A 17,558-nucleotide genomic window follows, 5' to 3' on the forward strand; every position below is an offset into this window, starting at 1 on the left:
CACCGCAGAGTAGATCGGGCGATGGCAGACGGAATGGAAACAGAATCCCGCAAGCTGCTGGGGCGGCTGCGCGAGGAGATGGCAAGCGAGGCGGCCGGTCAGGAGCGTCTTGACCGGATCACGCATCTGATCGCCGACAGCATGCGGTGCGAGGTATGTTCGATCTACCTGTTCCGCGACGACGAAACCCTGGAGCTGTGTGCCACCGAAGGTCTTGCTCCCGAGGCCGTTCACCAGACCCGGATGCGTCTGGGCGAAGGTCTTGTTGGCCGGGTGGCCAAGTTCGGCAAGGTCGTCAACGCCGCCGATGCGCCCTCCGAGAAAGGTTTTCGGTACATGCCGGAAACGGGCGAGGAGCGTTTTTCGTCGTTCTTGGGTGTGCCCATTCAGCGGCTGGGGCAGAAGCTTGGGGTTCTTGTGGTCCAGTCCCGCGCTCAACGCGAGTTTTCCGCGGATGAGGTCTATGCGCTTGAAGTTGTGGCAATGGTCCTTGCGGAAATGGCCGAGTTGGGTGCGTTTGTGGGCGAAGGTGCCGCCCTTTCACCGTTGCATCAGCAATCCATTTTGCTGCGCGGTGGCCCGGCACAGGAGGGCTCGGCCGAGGGGCATGTCTGGCTGCACGAGCCGCGCGTCGTCGTCACCAACCCGATCGCCGACGATCCGCATCGCGAGCTGGAGCGGCTGAACGAGGCGGTCGAAGAGCTGCGCGTGGGCGTCGACAAGATGCTTGAAATCTCGCGGGGCGGTGACACCGAACAGCTGCAGGTTCTGGAAGCCTACCGGATGTTCGCCAATTCCAAGGGCTGGATGCGCCGGATGGAAGAGGACATCGCCCGCGGTCTCAGCGCCGAAGCGGCGGTGGAAAAGGAACAGTCGCAGGCCCGCGCCCGGATGAGCCAGGTTACGGATCCCTATTTGCGCGAGCGTCTGGCGGATCTGGACGATCTGTCCAACCGTCTGCTGCGCATCCTGACCGGGCAGGGCGGGTCGAACGGTAAAGAGCTGCCGCCCGATCCGATCCTTGTGGCGCGCAATATCGGCCCGGGTGACCTGCTGGAGTATGGCCGTTCGCTGAAAGGTGTCGTGCTCGAGGAAGGCTCGGTCGGCAGTCATGCGACCATCGTCGCGCGGGCGTTGGCGATACCGCTGGTGGTGCATGTCGGACGGATCACGACCGAGGCGCTGAACGGCGACCATATTCTGGTCGACGGGGATGAGGGTGTCGTGCATCTGCGCCCCGAGGATACCGTCGTCAGCGCCTTCCGCGACAAGATGGCCATGCAGGCCGAGGCGCAGAAACGCTATGCCTCGATCCGTGAAACCCCGACGGTGACCAAGGATGGCGAGCGGATCAATCTGGTGATGAATGCCGGCCTGATGGCCGACTTGCCGTCGCTCAAGACGTCGGGGGCCGAGGGCGTGGGACTGTTCCGCACCGAATTGCAGTTCCTGATCCGCAACCAGATGCCCAAGCGGTCCGAACTGGTAGCGCAGTACAAACGCGTTCTCGATTCTGCCGATGGCAAGCGCGTGGTTTTCCGTACGCTGGATATCGGTTCGGACAAAGTTCTACCCTATATGAAGCATGTCGCCGAGCCCAATCCGGCGCTGGGCTGGCGCGCCATTCGTGTGGGCCTGGACAAGCGCGGAGTCATGCGCATGCAGCTGCAGGCCCTGTTGCGCGCGGCGGATGGCCGCCCTCTGACGGTCATGTTCCCGTTTGTCGCCCAGGCCGACGAATACCGCGAGGCCCGATGGGAAGTGAACAAGACGCTGGAGCGCGAAAAGCGCTTGGGTCATGTCCTGCCAGAAACGCTGGAAGTTGGGGCGATGCTGGAAACACCGTCATTGGCCTTTGCCCCCCAGAAGTTCTTTGACGAGGTCGATTTCATCTCGATCGGTGGCAACGACCTGAAACAGTTCTTCTTCGCCGCCGACCGAGAGAACGAGCTGGTGCGCCGCCGCTATGACACCTTGAATGTCAGCTTCCTCAGCCTGATCGAGCGCATCGTCGAACGGTGCGGAATTTCCGACACGCCGCTGAGTTTCTGCGGCGAGGATGCCGGCCGCCCGATCGAGGCGCTGTGCCTGGCGGCGATGGGCATCCGCACCTTGTCGATGCGCCCGGCCTCGATCGGCCCGGTCAAAAGCCTGCTGTTGCGGTCAAACCTGCAGGATGTCCGCAAGATCATCGCCGACGCCCGTCATCGCGGCGAACAATCGGTGCGTCCGGCGATCATGGAGTATCTGCGCGACAACGGCTGAGGCCTGCGTGACCGCGAAAAAAGGCCCGATTCCGAAATCCGGGCTTGCTTTTTGGGCTTGGTCTTTCTATCCAAGCCACGAATGTTAGCGGTAACAGGATGTCTGGCTGCAGACCGCGCCGGATTGTCCGAAGAAGGGAGCCAGCCATGGTTTCACGCGTAATCCCGGTAGATCCGTTCGATCTGGTCCTGTTCGGCGCGACCGGAGATCTGGCCCAGCGCAAGATCCTGCCGGGCCTCTACCATCGCTTTGAAGTGGGGCAGGTGCCCGAAGCTGCGCGCATCATCGGGACCGCGCGGTCGGATATGGACGATGACGGGTTCCGCGCACAGGTGCGCAAGTCGATGAAGGAATTCGCGCCGTCCTTCAAAAAGGACGTGCTGGATCGGTTTCTGGCCCGGGTCGAGTACGTGCCTGTGGATGCGCTGGGCGAAAACGGCTGGGACAAGCTGGCCAAATCGCTGCGCCCTGACGTGGTGCGCGCCTTTTATTTGTCGGTTGGTCCGAAACTGTTTCCCGGCATCGCGCAGCGCCTGCATGATCACGGGCTTGCCACCCCCGACAGCCGCATCGTGGTCGAGAAACCCTTCGGCCATGATCTGGCCTCGGCCAAGGCGCTGAACGAAGGTCTGCGCGCCTGTTTCGAAGAGCATCAGATCTATCGGATCGACCATTACCTGGGCAAGGAAACGGTGCAGAATCTGATGGCGCTGCGCTTCGCCAACTCGCTGTTCGAGCCGCTGTGGAACGCGACCCATGTGGATCATGTCCAGATCACCGTGGCCGAAACCGTCGGGGTCGAAGGGCGCGGCGCCTATTACGACCAGTCCGGCGCGATGCGGGACATGGTGCAGAACCACCTGGTGCAGCTTTTGTGCCTGACCGCGATGGAGCCGCCTTCGACCTTCTCGCCCAACGCGGTGCGCAGTGAAAAGGTTAAGGTGATCGAGGCACTGGAACCTGTCGCCCCGACCGACATCGCCCGCGGCCAGTACCGGGCGGACAAGGGCGGCGACGGCTATGTTGATCATGTGGGCAACCCCGACAGCCTGACCGAAAGCTACATCGCGCTGAAGGTGCGCGTGGGCAACTGGCGCTGGTCGGGGGTTCCGTTCTATCTGCGCACGGGCAAGCGTTTGCGCGCGCGTGAATCCGAAATCGCGGTGTTTTTCCGCGACCCGCCGCACACGATCTTTCCCAATGTCGGCCCGCTGCACGGCAACGTTCTGGTGATCCGCCTGCAGCCCGACGAGGGCATCACACTGCGCACCACGATCAAGGACCCCGGCCCGGGCGGCTTCCGCCTGACGGACGTGGCGCTGGACATGAGCTTTGCCGAGGCACTGGGTGCCGATGTGCGCGCGCAGGACGCATATGAACGGCTGGTGATGGACGTGATCCGTGGCGACCAGACTCTGTTCATGCGCGGCGACGAGGTCGAGGCCGCATGGGCCTGGGTCGATCCCATCATCAAGGGCTGGGAAGAGCGCGGCGACCGTCCTTCGCGCTATGATCAGGGCAGTTCCGGCCCAGAAGACGCATTGATGCTGATGCATCGCGACGGACGCCGCTGGCGCCAGATCGGAGGTTGAGATGGTTCACAACGTCATCACCGATGTCACCCAAAGGATAATCGAGCGAAGCGCCGATCCCCGCCGCACCTATCTGCAGCGGATGGAGCAGGCCCGGTCCGAAGGGCCGGCGCGCGCGCACTTGTCGTGCAGCGGCCAGGCCCATGCCTATGCCGGTGCAGGGGCCGATCAGCAAACGATGGCCACGACCAGCGTGGGCAATCTGGGCATCGTCACCGCCTATAACGACATGCTGTCGGCGCATCAGCCGTTCGAGCGCTATCCCGAACTGATCCGTCGCGCGGCCCGTGCCGCGGGCGGCACCGCGCAGGTGGCGGGCGGGGTGCCGGCCATGTGCGACGGGGTCACGCAAGGTGAGGCCGGGATGGAGCTGTCGCTGTTCTCGCGCGACGTGATCGCGCTGGCGGCGGCGGTGGCGCTCAGCCACAATACCTTTGACGCAGCGGTGTTCCTGGGGGTCTGCGACAAGATCGTGCCGGGGCTGGTGATCGCAGCGCAGAGTTTTGGCCACCTGCCGGCGGTGTTCCTGCCCGCCGGTCCCATGACCAGCGGCCTGCCCAACGACGAAAAGGCCAAGGTGCGCCAGAAATTCGCCGCCGGCGAAGCCACGCGCGAAGAACTGATGGCCGCCGAGATGGCCGCCTATCACGGGCCGGGCACTTGCACCTTCTACGGCACCGCCAACACCAACCAGATGTTGATGGAGTTCATGGGCCTGCACCTGCCGGGCTCCAGCTTCGTCAACCCCAACACGCCGCTGCGCGATGCGTTGACCGAGGAAGGCGCCCGCCGTGCCCTGTCGCTCAGCGCGCTGGGCAACAACTACACGCCAGTGTGCCAGATCCTCGACGAGCGGGCTTTCGTGAACGGTATCGTGGGGCTGATGGCCACGGGCGGGTCGACTAACCTGCTGATCCACCTGATCGCCATGGCCCGTGCCGGGGGCATCGTGCTGGACTGGCAGGACTTCTCGGAAATCTCGGGCGTTGTGCCCCTGGTCGCGCGGGTCTATCCCAACGGTTTGGCCGACGTGAACCATTTCCACGCCGCGGGCGGTCTGGGGTATACCATCGGCACGCTGCTGGATGAAGGCTTGCTGCATCCCGATACGCTGACCGTGGCGGGGCAGGGGCTGCACCACTATACGCAGGAGCCCAAGCTGATCGATGGCGCGCTGGTCTGGGAGGACGGCGCCGGCCACAGTCTGAACGAAAAAATCCTGCGCCCGGCCTGTGACCCGTTCCAGCCCACCGGAGGCCTGTCGCGGCTGAGCGGCAACCTGGGTACAGGAGTAATGAAGGTCTCGGCCGTGGCGCCCGAACACCAGGTGGTCGAGGCCCCGGTGCGCGTCTTCCACGACCAGGACGAGGTCAAGGCCGCGTTCAAGGCGGGCGAGTTCACCGACGATGTCATCGTCGTGGTCCGTTTTCAGGGGCCCAAGGCCAACGGCATGCCCGAACTGCACTCGCTGACGCCGCTGCTGTCGATCCTGCAGGGGCGCGGGCAGAAGGTGGCGTTGGTGACCGATGGCCGCATGTCGGGGGCCTCGGGCAAAGTGCCCGCGGCGATCCATGTCTGCCCCGAGGCGCTGGACGGCGGCCCGATCGCCAAGCTGCGCGATGGCGACCTGCTGCGCGTCGACGCGGTGCGGGGTCAACTTGAAATCCTGACCCCCGGCGTGCTGGACCGCCCCGCCACCACCGCCGATCTTTCGGCGCATCAATACGGGGTCGGCCGCGACCTGTTTACCACGTTCCGCAACGCCGTCGGCTCGGCCGATGCCGGTGCCAGCATTTTCGGAGCCTGAGCCTATGTCCGCAAAAACCCAACGCACCCGCGAGATCTGCGAATTGGCGCCTATCGTCCCGGTTCTGGTCGTCGATGACGCCACCCATGCCCGCCCGCTGGCCGAGGCACTGGTGGCCGGTGGTCTGCCCGCGCTCGAGGTCACCTTGCGCACGCCCGCGGCGCTGGACGCGATCCGCGCCATGGCGCAGGTGCCCGGCGGGGTCGTGGGGGCCGGCACGCTGGTCACGCCCGACGATGTCCGCGCCGCAAAAGAGGCGGGCGCGCAATTCGGGGTATCGCCCGGTGCCACCGACGCCCTGATCGCCGCCTGCGAGGCCGAGGGCCTGCCGCTGCTGCCCGGCGCGGCCACTGCGACCGAGGCGATGCGCCTGCTTGAGCAGGGCTATGACATGCTGAAATTCTTCCCGGCCGAAGCCTCGGGCGGGGCGCCTGCGCTCAAGGCGATCGGCGCGCCGCTGCCGCAGATCACCTTCTGCCCGACTGGCGGTGTGTCGCCCGCCAACGCGCGCGACTACCTGTCCCTGCCCAACGTGATCTGCGCGGGCGGCAGCTGGGTTGCGCCGAAACAGATGGTTACACAGGGTAACTGGGCGGGGATCGAAACCCTCGCGCGTGAGGCCGCCGCCCTGATGGATTGACCTCGCCTAACTGGGCGCTAGGGTGGGCGCCATTACAGGCAGGTTGATCCACATGACAGACAATATGTCCCTCGCCCAAGGGCGAAATTATCTGGCCATTCCGGGCCCTTCCGTGATTCCGGACGCGGTGCTGCAGGCCATGCACCGCCCGTCGCCCAATATCTATGCCGGTGAACTGGTCGAGATGATGCCCGACCTGACGGCCGACCTGCGCCGCGTGGCCCGTACACGGCACGAGGTGGCGATCTACATCGCCAACGGCCACGGCGCGTGGGAGGCGGCGCTGTCCAACGTTCTGGCGCCGGGGGAAACCGTGCTGGCTCCGGCTTCGGGGCGGTTCACCCATGGCTGGGCGGAAATGGCCGAGCGTCTGGGCGTGAAGGTCGAGCTGATCGATTTCGGCCCGTCCGACCCGTGGGACATGGATCGGATCGCGCAGGCCCTGCGGGCTGATGCCGATCACCGGATCAAGGCGGTTCTTGCGGTGCATGTGGACACGTCCAGCTCGATCCGTAACGACATTCCGGCGCTGCGGGCGCTGCTGGACGATCTGAACCACCCGGCATTGCTGATGGCGGATTGCATCGCCTCGCTGGGCTGCGACCGGTTCGAGATGGATGACTGGGGCGTCGATGTCATGGTCACCGCCTGCCAGAAGGGGCTGATGACCCCGGCGGGCATGTCCTTCGTGTTCTTCAACGACCGGGCCAAGGCCAAACGGGCCGCGATGCCGCGGGTTTCGGCCTATTGGGACTGGCTGCCGCGATCAGAGCCCGACTGGTTCTATCAGTATTTCGGCGGCACCGCGCCGACGCACCACCTGTATGGTCTGCGCGCCGCCCTGGACTTGATCCATGCCGAGGGGATTGAGCATGTCTGGACCCGCCATGCGCGGCTGGCCCGGGCCGTCTGGGCCGCCTGCGAGAAGTGGGCCGAGGGCAGGGCGCTGCACCTGAACGTCGGTGATCGCGCGCATCGCAGCCATGCCGTCACCGCCCTGCGTCTAACCGGAGGTCGCGGCACTCCCCTGCGCAGCTATACCGAGCGGCACCTGGGCCTGACCCTTGGCATCGGGCTGGGCATGGCGGACGAGGAGTCGTGCTTCCGGCTGGGCCACATGGGCCATCTGAACGGGCACATGGTCATGGGTCTGCTGGGCGGCATCGAAACCGCCATGGCCGCGTTGGAGATCCCGCGCGGGTCCGGCGCGCTCGAGGCTGCGGCGGCGGTTCTGGCGGGTTAAGCGCTGCGTGCTGCCGCCAGCGCCTGCGGCAGGGCGGCGGCAAAGGCGTTCAGGTCGGCTTCGGTGCCGCAACTGACACGGATGCAGCGGTTCTGCGGGGCTGCAAAGGGCATCCGCACGAAGATCCCCTGCGCCACCAGCGCCTCCAGCACCGCCTTGGCAAACGCCCCGTCGCGCCCACAGTTGATCGCCACGAAATTGGTGGCCGAGGGCAGCGGGCTCAGCCCGTTGTCACGCGCAATCGCGCCGATCCGGTCGCGGGCCGAGGCGATCTGTGTCTGTACCTGCGCAAGCCAGTCCTTATCGAGCAGGGCGGCCAGCGCCCCGGCTTGCGCCATGCGGTTCATGCCGAAATGGTTGCGCACCTTGTTGAAGGCCGAGATCAGCTCGGGCGCTCCGATCGCATAGCCGACCCGCGCGCCGGCCATGCCGTAAACCTTGGAAAAGGTGCGCATCCGGATCACGCGCGGATCATCCGCCGCGACCGGCGCAGCGGTGCCGTCGGGTGCACATTCCACGTAAGCCTCGTCCAAAACCAGCAAACAGCCGTCCGGCAGGGCGTCCAGCGCCGCGACGATGTCCGCGCCGCGATGCCAGCTGCCCATCGGGTTGTCCGGATTGGCCAGATAGACCAGCTTGGCCCCGACCTCGGCCGCCTTGGCGAACAGGGCGGCCGGGTCCTCGAGATCGTTGGTATAAGGCACCTTGTGGACCGCCCCGCCATAGCCCGCGACGTGGTAGTTGAAGGTGGGATAGGCCCCGTCCGAGGTCACGACCGCATCGCCCGGACCGACCATCAGGCGCACCAGGTAGCCCAGCAGCCCGTCGATGCCTTCGCCGACCACGATGTTGTCGGGGCTGATCCCGTGATGATCGGCCAGCGCATGGCGCAGATCGTGGTTCTCGGGGTCGCCATACATCCAGATGCCGTCAGCGGCCTGCCGCATCGCCTCGATCGCGCGGGGCGAGGGGCCGAACACGCTCTCGTTTGCGCCCAGCCGGGCCACGAAGGGCGCGCCGCGCTGGCGCTCCTGCGTCTCGGGGCCGACGAAGGGCACGGTTGCGGGCAGGGATTGGGTAAGCGGGGTGTATCTGGGTCCGGTCATGGGCGCAGATAATCCCAAGGGCATGGCCGGGGCAAGCCTTGCATGGGGCCGGGGCGTCCGCACCGATCTGCCCTCACGTCGGGCTGGCGTCGGCTGCGGGTTTCGGGGCATTGTTTGCCCGAAACATCAAACCCGGAGGCCCAGATGGCGCGCGTATCAGTCGAATACAGGAACCACATCGCCCATGTCACCCTGACCCGCGGCGACAAGATGAACGCGCTGGACGATGCGATGATCAAGGCGATCCTGGCGGCGGGGCAAGAGGTCGCCGCCTCGGACGCCCGTGCCGTGGTGCTGTCGGGCGAGGGCAAAAGCTTCTGCGCGGGGCTCGACATGGCCAGTTTCGCGGCCATGGCGCACAAGGACCCGACCGAGTGGCTAATGACCCGCAGCCATGACGACGCGAATGAGATGCAGGAACTGGCGCTGATCTGGCGCCGCGTGCAGGTGCCGGTGATCTGCGCCATTCAGGGCGTGGCCTATGGCGGTGGCCTGCAGATCGCGCTGGGCGCCGATATCCGCATTGCCAATCCCGACGCCAAGCTGGCCGTGATGGAGATGAAATGGGGCATCATCCCCGACATGGGCGGCATGGTCCTGTTGCCGAAACTGGTGCGGTCCGACGTGCTGCGCATGTTGACCTATACCGCGCGGCCCATCGGTGCCGCCCAGGCCGCCGACTGGGGGTTGGTCACCAGCCTGTCGGATGATCCGCTGACCGAAGCCATCGCACTGGCCGAGGATATTGCGGGCAAGAGCCCCTCGGCCATCCGCGCCGCGAAACGTCTGATTGAGGTGGCCGAATCCAAGTCGCGCGCCGAGGTTCTGTTGGCAGAGTCCGCCGAACAGGTCCAGCTGATCGGCAAACCCGACCAGATGGAAGTGGTGATGGCCCAGATGCAGGGCCGCAAGCCCGAGTTCAAGTAAACCTCGCGGGCAGCGGCCAGATCGATCTCAGCCCCGCAGGCGCGTCGTCACCCCATAGGCGATGCCGCCGGCCAGCAGGCCCCAGACCGCCGCGCCCAGGCCGAACACGGTGATGCCCGAGGCGGTGATGGCAAAGGTCAGGATCGCGGCTTCGCGCTCGGCCGGAACCTCGAGAGCGGCGAAGGTGGCATTGGCCATGACCCCGATCAGCGCCACACCGGTCAACGTGCCCATCAGCATCGGATCGGCATGGGCGGCAAACCCGGTGATGGCCACGGCGAACACCCCGAACAGGCAATAGAACACCCCGGCCATGACCGCAGACCAATAGCGCTGATCCCGGTCGGGGTGGCTGTCCTCGTTCGAGCACATGGCGGCGGTGATGGCCGCGAGGCAGGTCGCCGGCGCGCCGAAGGGGGCCGACAGGATGCTGGCCCCGCCCACGGCCGAGAACAGCCGTCCTGCGATCGGGGCATAGCCAAAGCTGCGCATGACCGCGATGCCAGGGATGTTCTGAGTGGCCATCGTGACCACGAACAGCGGCACCCCGATGCCGATCATCGACGGCACCGAAAAGGTGGGAGTGGTCCAGACCGGCGCGGCCAGCAGGTGGTCGGGGCGGACCGACGGGCCGTCAGAGAACAGAACGACGACCAGCGCGGCGGCCAGCACGGCGGCGGGGACGGCCAGCAGTCTGTGTACACGTCCGGCGATGAACCAGGTCAGGATCACCGGCAGGGCCTGCCAGGGGATCTCGACCGCGGCCTGAAACGGGATGATGCACAGCGGCAGCAGCACTCCGCCCAGCATCGCCTGTGCCAGCGTGGTGGGAATCGCCGCCGCCAACCGCCCCAGCGGGCGCCACATACCGGCCAGCACGGTCAGCGCACCCGCAAACAGGAACGCGCCGATGGCACCCGAGAATCCCGCAGCCGGCGCGGCCGAAACCGCCAGCAGCGCCGCGCCGGGCGTGGACCAGGCCACGCTGATCGGTTGGCGGTACCACAGGCTGAGCACGATCGCCGCCAGCCCCATGGCAAGGGCGGCCATCATCAGCCCCGATGCCGCCTGCGGCCCCGAGGCGCCCATGGCGTCCAGCCCCTGCAGGACAATCGGAAACGAGCTGAAAAAGCCGACTACGGCCACGACCAGCCCGGTTGAAACGGTCTGCATCGGCGGAAAGGGTCTGGACATGGGGGCCTCGGTGGATTGGTCCCGAGATTGCTAGCAACCGTTTGGCCCGGTGAACAGGGCCGGGTGCAAAAAACCCCGCCGGGCGTGCGCGGCGGGGTTTCGTCAAGCGTGTGCGAGGGGCTGACGGATCAGGCGATCTCGGCCAGTCGGGCCAGCGCCTCGTTGATGCGGGCCTCTTCCTCTTCACGGGCGGCGAGGTTTGCCTTGGCCTCTTCCACCACCTCTTCCGGGGCCGAGGCCACGAATTTGGGGTTGTTGAGACGCCCGCGCAGACCGCCCAGTTCCTTGGCCAGTTTGCCCTTGGCTTTTTCCAGCCGTTCCTTTTCGGCGCCGATGTCGATGATGTCGGCCAGCGGCAGGCCAAAGGACGCGCCGGGCGCCGCGATCGAGATCGTGCCCTTGGGCAGCGTGTCGGTCTTGGTCAGGCTGTCAATCCGCGCCAGCCGCTTGATCAGTGCCTCGTTCCGGTCCCAGGCGGCCTGGCCGTGGGCGTCGATCTCGGTCACCAGCATCGGCACGTACAGGCCCGCCGGAACGCGCATCTGGGCGCGGGCCGAGCGGGTGTTCTCGATCACCGAGATCACCCAGTTCATTTCGCGGTCCGCGTCGGCATCGACCAGATCGGCGGCGGCATAGGTTGGCCAGTCGGCATGCACCAGCATCTTGGCGCGGGTGCCGGTTAGGCCCCACAGCTCTTCGGTGATGAAGGGCATGATCGGGTGCAGCAGGATCAGGCACTGGTCCAGAACCCAGCGCATGGTGGCGCGGGTCTCGGCCTGGGCCTCGGCATCGTCGCCCTGCAGCAGCGGTTTGGACAGTTCCACGTACCAGTCACAGACCTTGCCCCAGACGAAGGCATAAAGCGCATTGGCCGCGTCATTGAAGCGATAGCTCTCCAGCGCCGCGTCGACCTCTTCGCGCACGCGGGCGGTTTCGCCGATGATCCAGCGGTTCACGGCGGCCTTGGGCTGCAGGTCGGCCACGTCCAGTTGCGGGACGGCGTCGGTGAAGACCTCGTTCATTTCGGCAAAGCGGACGGCGTTCCACAGCTTGGTGCCAAAGTTGCGATAACCGGTGATCCGCTCGCGCGACAGTTTCAGCACGCCGCCGATCGCCGCCATCGAGGCGTTGGTAAAGCGCAGCGCGTCGGCGCCGAACTCGTCCACGATTTCCAGCGGGTCGATGACGTTGCCGGTGGTCTTGGACATCTTCTTGCCCTTCTCGTCGCGGACGAGCTGGTGCAGATAGACGGTGTGGAATGGGATTTCGTTCACCACGGCCAGCTGCATCATCATCATCCGGGCGATCCAGAAGAACAGGATGTCGAACCCGGTGATCAGGACATCGGTGGGGAAGTAGCGCTGCAACTCCTCGGTCTGTTCGGGCCAGCCCAGCGTGCCGATGGGCCACAGGCCGGACGAGAACCAGGTGTCCAGCACATCCGGGTCACGCCAGACTGGATAGACCAGCTTGGTCGGGTCGCGGTCGATGGCGTATTGTGCCAGGCTTTCGGCGAACCGGTGGATCGCCTCGTGCTTGTCGGCCACCTCGATAACCGTGGCGTGGCTGAGCGGGCTGGGAATGTCGGCATTGTCATCCAGGAACTTCCCGGTGACGTCCTCGAAGCTGGCGGCGCACTCCATGACCGCGCCCCGGTGCAGCATGCCGCCTTCGTTCAGCAGCCGGCCCAGTTCGACCAGGTCCAGCTCGCCGTCGTTTTCGTCATCCTTGAAATCCTCGGCGGACAGGTCCAGCCCGTACCAGACCGGAATCTGATGGCCCCACCACAGCTGGCGGCTGATGCACCAGGGCTCGATGTTTTCCAGCCAGTGGTAATAGGTCTTTTCACCCGATTCCGGGATGATCTTGACCCGGCCATCGCGTACCGCGTCCAGCGCGGGACCCACGATCTTTGACGTCTCGACGAACCACTGGTCGGTCAGCATCGGTTCGATCACTACCTTCGAGCGGTCGCCGAAGGGCTGCATGATCGGTTTGCTCTCGACCAGCGGCACCAGCGCGTCGGCGCCCTCGGCATCGGGTTTCAGCGCGGTCGATCCCAGGCGCGGGTCATCCGCGCGGGTCATCACGGCCAGGCCTTCGGCGGTGATCTCTTCGACCACCTTGGCGCGCGCCTCGAACCGGTCCAGGCCGCGCAGATGGTCGGGCACCAGGTTGATCGCGTCGATCTCGTTCTCGGTGAATTCGCGCCCGCGGGCATATTCCTGGGCCTTGGCGGCTTCGTCTGCGTAGGGCGCGCCGTCGGCCCGCATGTGGCCGCGCGTGTCCATCAGGCGGTACATCGGGATCTTGCCGCGCTTGGCCACTTGGTAATCGTTGAAGTCATGCGCGCCGGTGATCTTCACCGCGCCCGAGCCAAAATTCGGGTCGGGGTATTCGTCGGTGATGATCGGGATCTGGCGGCGATGCTCTTTCGGGCCCACCGGGATTTCGCACAGCTTGCCGACGATGGGCGCATAGCGTTCGTCCGACGGGTGCACCGCAACCGCGCCGTCGCCCAGCATGGTTTCGGGGCGGGTCGTGGCGATCGAGATGTAGTCGCGCTCTTCCTCGAGGATGACGTTCCCGTCCTCGTCCTTTTCGACGTAGGTGTAAGTCTCGCCCCCGGCCAGCGGGTACTTGAAGTGCCACATATGGCCGGCGACCTCGATATTCTCGACCTCGAGGTCCGAAATCGCGGTCTCGAAATGCGGGTCCCAGTTGACCAGCCGCTTGCCGCGGTAGATCAGGCCCTTGTCGTACATGTCGACAAAGACCTTGATGACCGCGTCATGGAAGTTGGGGCTGTTTTCGTGGCCCGTGCGCGGGTCGCCGGCCGCACCGGCCATGGTGAAGGCGTTGCGCGACCAGTCGCACGAAGAGCCGAGGCGTTTCAGCTGCTCGATGATGGTGCCGCCGTATTCGCCCTTCCACTCCCAGACCTTCTCGAGAAACTTCTCACGGCCCAGTTCGTTCCGGCTGGGTTGTTGCGTGGCGGCGAGCATCTTCTCGACCTGCATCTGCGTGGCGATGCCGGCATGGTCCTGCCCAGGCTGCCACAACGTGTCGAACCCGCGCATCCGGTGCCAGCGCGTCAGGATGTCCTGCAGGGTGTTGTTGAACGCATGGCCTACATGCAGCGCGCCGGTAACGTTTGGCGGCGGGATCATGATGCAAAAGCTCTCGTCGCGCGACTTGTTCGCGCCTGCCTTGAAGGCTCCGGCCTGTTCCCAGGCCTTGTAGATCCGGGCCTCGGCCTCGGCCGCGTTGAATGTCTTGTCCATCGCCATCGGGTGCGTCCTGCGTCATCGATCTTGGGTCAGCGCCTGCAATAGCGAATGGCGGCGGGAAGGGAAAGGGCCAAGCACCCCGCGCACTGGACATCCGCCGCATCAAGGCTAGGGTCGCGGTCTGAGGCAGTGAAAGGGGCGCGTCATGGAAAAGTTCGGCAAGAGCCAACCGGTCACCCGGACCGAGGATCAGCGGTTCCTGACCGGGCATGGGCGCTACATGGACGATACGGTGCCACCCGGCGCGCTGCATGCGGTGTTCTTTCGCAGCCCGGTGGCGCATGGAGACATCACCGGGCTGGACCTCAACGCTGCCCGCGCCGCGCCCGGCGTGCGGCTGGTGCTGACCATCGATGACCTGATCGCCGCCGGAATCGACCCGGTGCTGAGCGCCACGATCCTTGTCAACCGCGACGGCACCCGCGCCGCCAATCCCCCGCGCCACATGCTGGCCCGCGACCGGGTGCGCTTCGTCGGCGAGCCGGTGGCGATGGTCGTGGCAGAGACCCTGGCGCAGGCCCGTGACGCCGCCGAGCTGATCTGGATGGACACCGCCGACCGCCCCGCCAAGCTGGACCTTGCGCCGGGTGGCGAGCCGCTGCACTCCGAGGCCCCCGACAACCGCGCCTTTGACTGGGCCGTGGGCGACGAGGCCGCGACCCGGGCCGCCTTTGACGCCGCCGCCCATGTCGTGTCGCTGCAGTTGGCCGACAACCGGGTGATCGTGAACTCGATCGAGCCGCGCGGCTGCAATGCGGTCTGGTCCGATGGGCGGCTGCATTTCAGCTATGGCGGTCAGGGTGTCTGGGGGATGAAGGCGCAGCTGGCCGACAAGCTGCGGCTGGATCCGCAGGCCGTCCATGTCACCACGCCCGATGTGGGCGGCGGGTTCGGCATGAAGGCGATGCCGTATCCCGAGTATTTCTCGGTCGCGGTGGCGGCGATGCAACTGGGCCAGCCCGTGCACTGGATATCGGACCGGACCGAGGCGATGCTGTCCGACCACCACGGGCGCGACCTGACCTCGCTGGCCGAACTGGCCTTTGACGAGGATCTTCGCATCACCGCCTACCGGGTCCACAGCCGCTGCAACCTGGGCGCCTACAACAGCCATTTCGGCCAGGCGATCCAGACCAAACTGTTCAAATGCGTGCTGCCCGGCGTCTATGACGTGCAGAAAACCTATCTGCGGGTCGAGGGGTTTTATACCAACACCACTCAGGTCGATGCCTATCGCGGTGCCGGCCGCCCCGAGGCGATATATGTGCTGGAACGCGCGATGGACCGCGCCGCGCGCGAGCTGGGCGTCGACCCGTGGGAGCTGCGCCGCCGCAACTTCATCCGGCCCGAGGCCTTTCCCTATGTCTCGGCGACCGGTGAAACCTATGACGTGGGCGATTTCGGAATGGTCCTGTCCCGCGCCGCCGAACAGACCGATGGTTTCGCCGCGCGCAAGGCCGCCGACGCCGAACGCGGCCTGATCCGGGGGCAGGGGCTTTGTTACTATATCGAAAGCATTCTGGGCGACCCTTCCGAAGGCGCAAAAATCGAATTCGGTCAGGATGGCACCGTGAACCTTTATGTTGGGACGCAATCGAACGGGCAGGGGCATGAGACGGTCTATGCCCAGTTCCTGTCGGACCAGACGGGAATTCCGGCCGACCGGATCCGTGTCGTACAGGGTGACAGCGACCGTCTGGCGCAGGGCGGCGGTACCGGCGGGTCGCGCTCGGTCACGGTACAAAGCGCGGCGACGCTGGTCACGATTGACCAGATGATTGCCGCATTCACGCCCTATCTGGCGGATAAAATGGGGGTCGAGGAAAGTAATGTGACCTTCGACCATGAAACCTTTCGCGCGCCGGGGTCGAACCTGACGCCCACGCTGATCGAAGCGGCCGAGATGGCCCGCGCGGATGCCCGCACCGACCTGCTGCAGCACGAGGCCCGCACGCGGCTTGAGGCGCGCAGCTATCCCAACGGCGCCCATGTTGCCGAGATCGTGATCGACCCGGAAACCGGCACGACGACGGTCGACCGCTATACGGTCGTCGATGATTTCGGCAATCTCATCAACCCCATGCTGGCCGAAGGGCAGGTGCATGGCGGGGTGGCTCAGGGTATCGGCCAGGCGCTGTGCGAGCACGTGGTGCATGATGGTGAGGGGCAGTTGCTCACGGCAACGTTCATGGATTACGCCTTGCCGCGCGCCGCTGACATACCCATGATTAGGTTTACCTCGGCGCCGGTTCCGTCGACCGCCAACCCCATGGGAATGAAAGGATGCGGCGAGGCAGGCACCGTTGGCGCATTGGCCGCGGTTGCAAATGCGGTGCAGGATGCGCTCTGGGATCATGGGGTGCGGCAGGCGGACATGCCGTTCACTCCGGTCAAGGTTTGGGAATTGTTGTCGAATGGTACTGTCGCGGTTCGGTAAAAAGATACTTGGATGGCTCGGCCGCCCCCTGCGGTCGGAGCATTCTGCCGAAACGCGCCACCGCGAACCCATCAGTCATGTCATCATCCTGGACGGAACGATGTCTACCCTGGAGCCCGGCTTCGAGACCCATGCTGGCCAAACCTTTCGGTTGTGCTGTGAAATGGGCAATCAGGTCTCGGTCTTCTATGAAGCGGGCGTGCAATGGGAGAGCTGGAAATCCACGCTGGATGTGATGATGGGGCGGGGGATCAACCGCCAGATCCGCAGGGCCTACGGCTACCTTGCCTCGCGGTACAAGCCCGGCGATCGGATCTACTTCATCGGCTATTCCCGCGGCGCTTATGGTGTACGCAGCCTTGCCGGCGTCATCGATATGATCGGGCTGTTGCGTGCCGAGCATGCCACCGAGCGCAACATCAAGCAGGCCTACCGACATTATGAGTGCAATCCGGGCGGGCAGGCCGCACAGGACTTTCGCCGGAACTTCTGCCACGAAGGCGTCGAAGTTGAGATGATCGGCGTCTGGGACACTGTAAAGGCATTGGGACTGCGCCTGCCATTACTGTGGCGCATGGCCGAAGAGCGGCATTCATTTCACAACCACCACCTTGGGCCGTCCGCCCGGCACGGGTATCATGCGCTGGCGCTGGATGAAACGCGAGAGGTCTTCACGCCAGTCCTTTGGGCGACCCCAGCGGATTTCCGCGGCCATTGCGAACAGGTCTGGTTCCGCGGCACGCATGGTGACGTCGGGGGGCAACTCAGCGGATTCGAGCCCGCGCGACCGCTGGCCAATATTTCGCTGGTGTGGATACTCGACAAGGCCGAGTTGCATGGTCTGCCGCTGCCTGAAGATTGGCGCACCCGCTTTCCCACTGATCCGCATGCGCCATCAGTCGGGACGTGGCGGGGTTGGGGCAAGATCTTCCTGCTACGCAAGCATCGCACCGTAGGTCAGGACCCGTCCGAACGCCTGCATGTCTCGGTTTCGCCCAGCGAACTGCCCAAATGGGTTCATTTGCCGGCAGGGCCGCATTCACATCCGGCGCAGTAA

At 65.4% G+C, this 17,558-nt stretch carries 11 protein-coding genes; 8 read left to right on the top strand and 3 right to left on the bottom strand.

Annotated features, from left to right (window positions below):
* Positions 1–21 precede the first annotated feature (21 nt).
* From ptsP to AC2FNL_RS03870, 5 genes are all read left to right on the top strand, one after another.
* The gene (gene ptsP / locus AC2FNL_RS03850) at positions 22–2,265 is read left to right on the top strand and encodes a phosphoenolpyruvate--protein phosphotransferase (RefSeq protein WP_093962727.1); all 2,244 of its coding nucleotides are present in this window, start codon (positions 22–24) and stop codon (positions 2,263–2,265) included.
* A 146-nt stretch (positions 2,266–2,411) separates the two neighbouring features.
* Positions 2,412–3,857 (top strand): glucose-6-phosphate dehydrogenase, encoded by a 1,446-nt coding sequence (gene zwf, locus AC2FNL_RS03855; protein ID WP_496832510.1) that lies wholly within the window; start codon positions 2,412–2,414, stop codon positions 3,855–3,857.
* A 1-nt stretch (position 3,858) separates the two neighbouring features.
* Positions 3,859–5,664: a phosphogluconate dehydratase gene (gene edd, locus AC2FNL_RS03860; protein ID WP_496832512.1), complete on the top strand. Its 1,806-nt coding sequence runs from the start codon at positions 3,859–3,861 to the stop codon at positions 5,662–5,664.
* A gap of 4 nt (positions 5,665–5,668) precedes the next feature.
* Positions 5,669–6,304, top strand: a complete 636-nt coding sequence (locus AC2FNL_RS03865; RefSeq protein WP_496832514.1) for a bifunctional 4-hydroxy-2-oxoglutarate aldolase/2-dehydro-3-deoxy-phosphogluconate aldolase — start codon at positions 5,669–5,671, stop codon at positions 6,302–6,304.
* 52 nt (positions 6,305–6,356) lie between these two features.
* The gene (locus tag AC2FNL_RS03870) at positions 6,357–7,547 is read left to right on the top strand and encodes a pyridoxal-phosphate-dependent aminotransferase family protein (protein ID WP_496832516.1); all 1,191 of its coding nucleotides are present in this window, start codon (positions 6,357–6,359) and stop codon (positions 7,545–7,547) included.
* Here AC2FNL_RS03870 and AC2FNL_RS03875 read toward each other — a convergent pair.
* Entirely contained in the window at positions 7,544–8,653 is a 1,110-nt protein-coding gene (locus AC2FNL_RS03875) for a pyridoxal phosphate-dependent aminotransferase (RefSeq protein WP_496832518.1), read from the bottom strand. The two genes, AC2FNL_RS03870 and AC2FNL_RS03875, sit on opposite strands and share 4 nt — an antisense overlap.
* A 144-nt stretch (positions 8,654–8,797) precedes the next feature.
* Between AC2FNL_RS03875 and AC2FNL_RS03880 the strand changes: the two genes are divergently transcribed.
* The gene (locus tag AC2FNL_RS03880) at positions 8,798–9,580 is read left to right on the top strand and encodes a crotonase/enoyl-CoA hydratase family protein (protein WP_496832520.1); all 783 of its coding nucleotides are present in this window, start codon (positions 8,798–8,800) and stop codon (positions 9,578–9,580) included.
* A 27-nt stretch (positions 9,581–9,607) separates the two neighbouring features.
* On the opposite strand, the gene AC2FNL_RS03885 is transcribed toward AC2FNL_RS03880, so the two are convergent.
* Together AC2FNL_RS03885 and AC2FNL_RS03890 are read right to left on the bottom strand one after the other, a co-directional pair.
* Entirely contained in the window at positions 9,608–10,774 is a 1,167-nt protein-coding gene (locus AC2FNL_RS03885) for a benzoate/H(+) symporter BenE family transporter (protein ID WP_496832522.1), read from the bottom strand.
* A gap of 128 nt (positions 10,775–10,902) precedes the next feature.
* Complete coding sequence (locus tag AC2FNL_RS03890; protein ID WP_496832524.1) at positions 10,903–14,064, bottom strand: valine--tRNA ligase; 3,162 nt, start codon at positions 14,062–14,064, stop codon at positions 10,903–10,905.
* A gap of 145 nt (positions 14,065–14,209) precedes the next feature.
* Between AC2FNL_RS03890 and AC2FNL_RS03895 the strand changes: the two genes are divergently transcribed.
* The gene (locus AC2FNL_RS03895; protein WP_496832526.1) at positions 14,210–16,501 is read left to right on the top strand and encodes a xanthine dehydrogenase family protein molybdopterin-binding subunit; all 2,292 of its coding nucleotides are present in this window, start codon (positions 14,210–14,212) and stop codon (positions 16,499–16,501) included.
* The gene (locus tag AC2FNL_RS03900) at positions 16,479–17,558 is read left to right on the top strand and encodes a T6SS phospholipase effector Tle1-like catalytic domain-containing protein (protein ID WP_496832528.1); all 1,080 of its coding nucleotides are present in this window, start codon (positions 16,479–16,481) and stop codon (positions 17,556–17,558) included. Before AC2FNL_RS03895 ends, AC2FNL_RS03900 begins: the two co-directional genes overlap by 23 nt.

Source organism: Ruegeria sp. CRTD044 (genome assembly GCF_059613485.1).

Coding starts and splice junctions, on each gene's coding strand:
- ptsP (WP_093962727.1), top strand. CDS start 22: ATGGCAGACGGAATGGAAACAGAATCCCGCAAGCTGCTGGGGCGGCTG.
- zwf (WP_496832510.1), top strand. CDS start 2,412: ATGGTTTCACGCGTAATCCCGGTAGATCCGTTCGATCTGGTCCTGTTC.
- edd (WP_496832512.1), top strand. CDS start 3,859: ATGGTTCACAACGTCATCACCGATGTCACCCAAAGGATAATCGAGCGA.
- AC2FNL_RS03865 (WP_496832514.1), top strand. CDS start 5,669: ATGTCCGCAAAAACCCAACGCACCCGCGAGATCTGCGAATTGGCGCCT.
- AC2FNL_RS03870 (WP_496832516.1), top strand. CDS start 6,357: ATGACAGACAATATGTCCCTCGCCCAAGGGCGAAATTATCTGGCCATT.
- AC2FNL_RS03875 (WP_496832518.1), bottom strand. CDS start 8,653: ATGACCGGACCCAGATACACCCCGCTTACCCAATCCCTGCCCGCAACC.
- AC2FNL_RS03880 (WP_496832520.1), top strand. CDS start 8,798: ATGGCGCGCGTATCAGTCGAATACAGGAACCACATCGCCCATGTCACC.
- AC2FNL_RS03885 (WP_496832522.1), bottom strand. CDS start 10,774: ATGTCCAGACCCTTTCCGCCGATGCAGACCGTTTCAACCGGGCTGGTC.
- AC2FNL_RS03890 (WP_496832524.1), bottom strand. CDS start 14,064: ATGGCGATGGACAAGACATTCAACGCGGCCGAGGCCGAGGCCCGGATC.
- AC2FNL_RS03895 (WP_496832526.1), top strand. CDS start 14,210: ATGGAAAAGTTCGGCAAGAGCCAACCGGTCACCCGGACCGAGGATCAG.
- AC2FNL_RS03900 (WP_496832528.1), top strand. CDS start 16,479: ATGGTACTGTCGCGGTTCGGTAAAAAGATACTTGGATGGCTCGGCCGC.